The 2207-nt window shown below is 35.0% G+C and carries 4 protein-coding genes and 1 pseudogene; all 5 read right to left on the bottom strand.

Annotated elements, in window-relative coordinates; translation table 11 throughout:
* A pseudogene (locus CDZ78_RS24370) lies at positions 1-241 on the bottom strand (hypothetical protein); the annotation flags it as partial.
* Positions 238-537: a nucleotidyltransferase domain-containing protein gene (locus CDZ78_RS16075; protein WP_087870899.1), complete on the bottom strand. Its 300-nt coding sequence runs from the start codon at positions 535-537 to the stop codon at positions 238-240. The pseudogene CDZ78_RS24370 and the gene CDZ78_RS16075, both read right to left, overlap by 4 nt.
* A 589-nt stretch (positions 538-1126) precedes the next feature.
* Positions 1127-1333 (bottom strand): hypothetical protein, encoded by a 207-nt coding sequence (locus tag CDZ78_RS16070; protein ID WP_174664592.1) that lies wholly within the window; start codon positions 1331-1333, stop codon positions 1127-1129.
* Between the two features lie 53 nt (positions 1334-1386).
* Positions 1387-1779: a type II toxin-antitoxin system VapC family toxin gene (locus CDZ78_RS16065; protein WP_087870898.1), complete on the bottom strand. Its 393-nt coding sequence runs from the start codon at positions 1777-1779 to the stop codon at positions 1387-1389.
* Positions 1749-1973 (bottom strand): hypothetical protein, encoded by a 225-nt coding sequence (locus CDZ78_RS16060; protein WP_087870897.1) that lies wholly within the window; start codon positions 1971-1973, stop codon positions 1749-1751. Before CDZ78_RS16060 ends, CDZ78_RS16065 begins: the two co-directional genes overlap by 31 nt.
* Between the last annotated feature and the right edge of the window lie 234 nt (positions 1974-2207).

Raw genomic sequence — 2207 nt, 5'->3', positions numbered from 1 at the left:
ATATTTCAAGCCATGCGGGTAGAAGCTTGTCACCGATGGTATCTTGTAAGCGACAAAATCGACTAGTAAACGCCTCAACCTGTTCAGCTTACTCCTGGTCGTTTGCCAACTTTTTTGCTCGCTCAATAGTAAAGGGCTGATTAAATACTTTACTTGCCGAATAGTTGAGGTGGTGAATTTCTTTTTTTACAACACGACTTAAAAATTTTACTCGCTCTAATTTATCTATCTTTAATCTCATAGTACGACCCCTGTTTGCTGTGCGATAGCATAGATGGGCAAGTCTTTTAAGTTTGGGGCCGATAATATAACATCTACTTTCCTACCTTCAAGTCGCCTTATTAATTGGGCACTTATTTTTGCCGATAACTCTGCTGGGTGCTGTACACGTTCTGGTAAGGATATAAGCAAATCTATATCACCGCCTTTTTTTGTATCATCAACTCTAGATCCGAATAGGGTGACGCATGCATTATTTCCAGCAAAATTTTCAACAACGTGTCGAATTATATTGATTTGTTGCTCTGTTAAGCGCATTTTACTTGTTTATTTTTTATTGCTTTTGTCGTGGAGGTTATTAATCAAGGTAAATCAAGGGGTCAGTCAGCCAGCTTGATTTTTAATCTTCTCACTTTTCTTTGACTTCGCTCAGGGAATAGATTCTTTTAGATATTGAAAAATCAAAGAGTTTGCTTTCTTTTATGGATTTCTCTGCTTCTTTCTTAGCTGCTATTTTACTGTATTTAGTCATTTTTGTGTGTCTGTGGTTTCGTCTGCGACTGACGTCGCAGTTCCGTGGAAACGCGTGCTTTAGCCGCGTCTTCTCGTTCGTCAGCGACTAAAGTCGCTGTTCCATGATTTAAGAGAGTCACCGGGGTCTTTGATTTTGCATTATGAATCAAGGGGGTCAGCCAGCTTGATTTTTAATCTCATCACTTTCCCTTCGACTTCGCTCGGGGAACTGGTTCTTTTAGACATTGAAAAGTCAAAGAGTTTGCTTATTTTTCTGGATTTCTCTACTTCTTTCTTTATGGTTAATTTACAGTGTTTTGGCATTTTTGTGTGTCTTTGGTTTCGTCAGCGACTAAAGTCGCTGTTCCGTGATTTCTGTTCTTCTTTTTATGCCTCAAACCAATACTCCACAAAAATCCAGACTTGTTTTTATATCCAAACCTTTAAATTCTTTATGTGCAACCAAAAAAGTTATGATATCTGCTTTTTCTATCGCTTCTTGATAGTTATAAATTTCGAACTCTGGATAGCTTGCAATATTGGGTTCTACTGGCAATACATCTAACCCATCGGACAAAGGTGACGTTACCCTTTGATTCATTGACTAAAGGAGCCAGAGACAGTAAGGTTGAAATTTTATTTTAGCTATCAATCTTAAATTCCTATTAAATTTAGTTTTAATTCTTGTATATTTTTCAATCTAATATCATTTGTAATTAAAACTGAATTATACAAAATAGTGGTAGCGCATATAATTGCATCAGGTAATTTTATCTTAACTACCTTCTTTAGTTCGATCACTTTATTTGATATAGCTTCATCTATATAAATTATAGTTAAAGAGGACAATAGCTCTTCAATAAACTCTCTTTCTTCATTGGAATCAAAATCATATCCTAAAACTTCCATATATGTGATGACAGATACTGCATACTCTTCATCATCACTAAAAATAGTCTCTATTTCAATCAACTCTTTAGATAAATATATGATGGTATTGGAATCTAAAAACACCATTACCATTCGTCTCTTTGTTGGTCCTGCCATGCTAAGGGGTCATCAATGGATGCAAATACGTTTATTTTTTTTGCTTTGAAGAGCTGTTGTATTTTATATTTTGTATTTGTACTATTTTCAACTTTTTCTTCTTTTATTTCTAGCCCTTTTAAGTTTAAATTATTTAATAAAAACATAATATTTTGATAAATATCATCTTCAATTTTTAATTTTACGGTGTGCATTTTTATTTACCCATTGCTGTGGAAACTTTGCTCCGCTAAATCAACTCCTAACACTGTCATCGGTCCTTTTGCGGTATTAAAATCAGGGGGCGGCCAGTAATGCCACTACCAGTCATTTTAACCCATAATAAATCAATTAGTTAGGAAACCTCAGGGTCAGGTCTTTGATTTTGCATTAGGAGGTTATTATACTGAAGTTTCCCAATTATTGAGTAGCTGAAATACACAATGCTG

Origin of the sequence: Bathymodiolus platifrons methanotrophic gill symbiont (assembly GCF_002189065.1) — a bacterium.
Classification (GTDB): domain Bacteria; phylum Pseudomonadota; class Gammaproteobacteria; order Methylococcales; family Methylomonadaceae; genus Methyloprofundus.
This window is presented reverse-complemented; position numbering and strand designations above follow the sequence as displayed.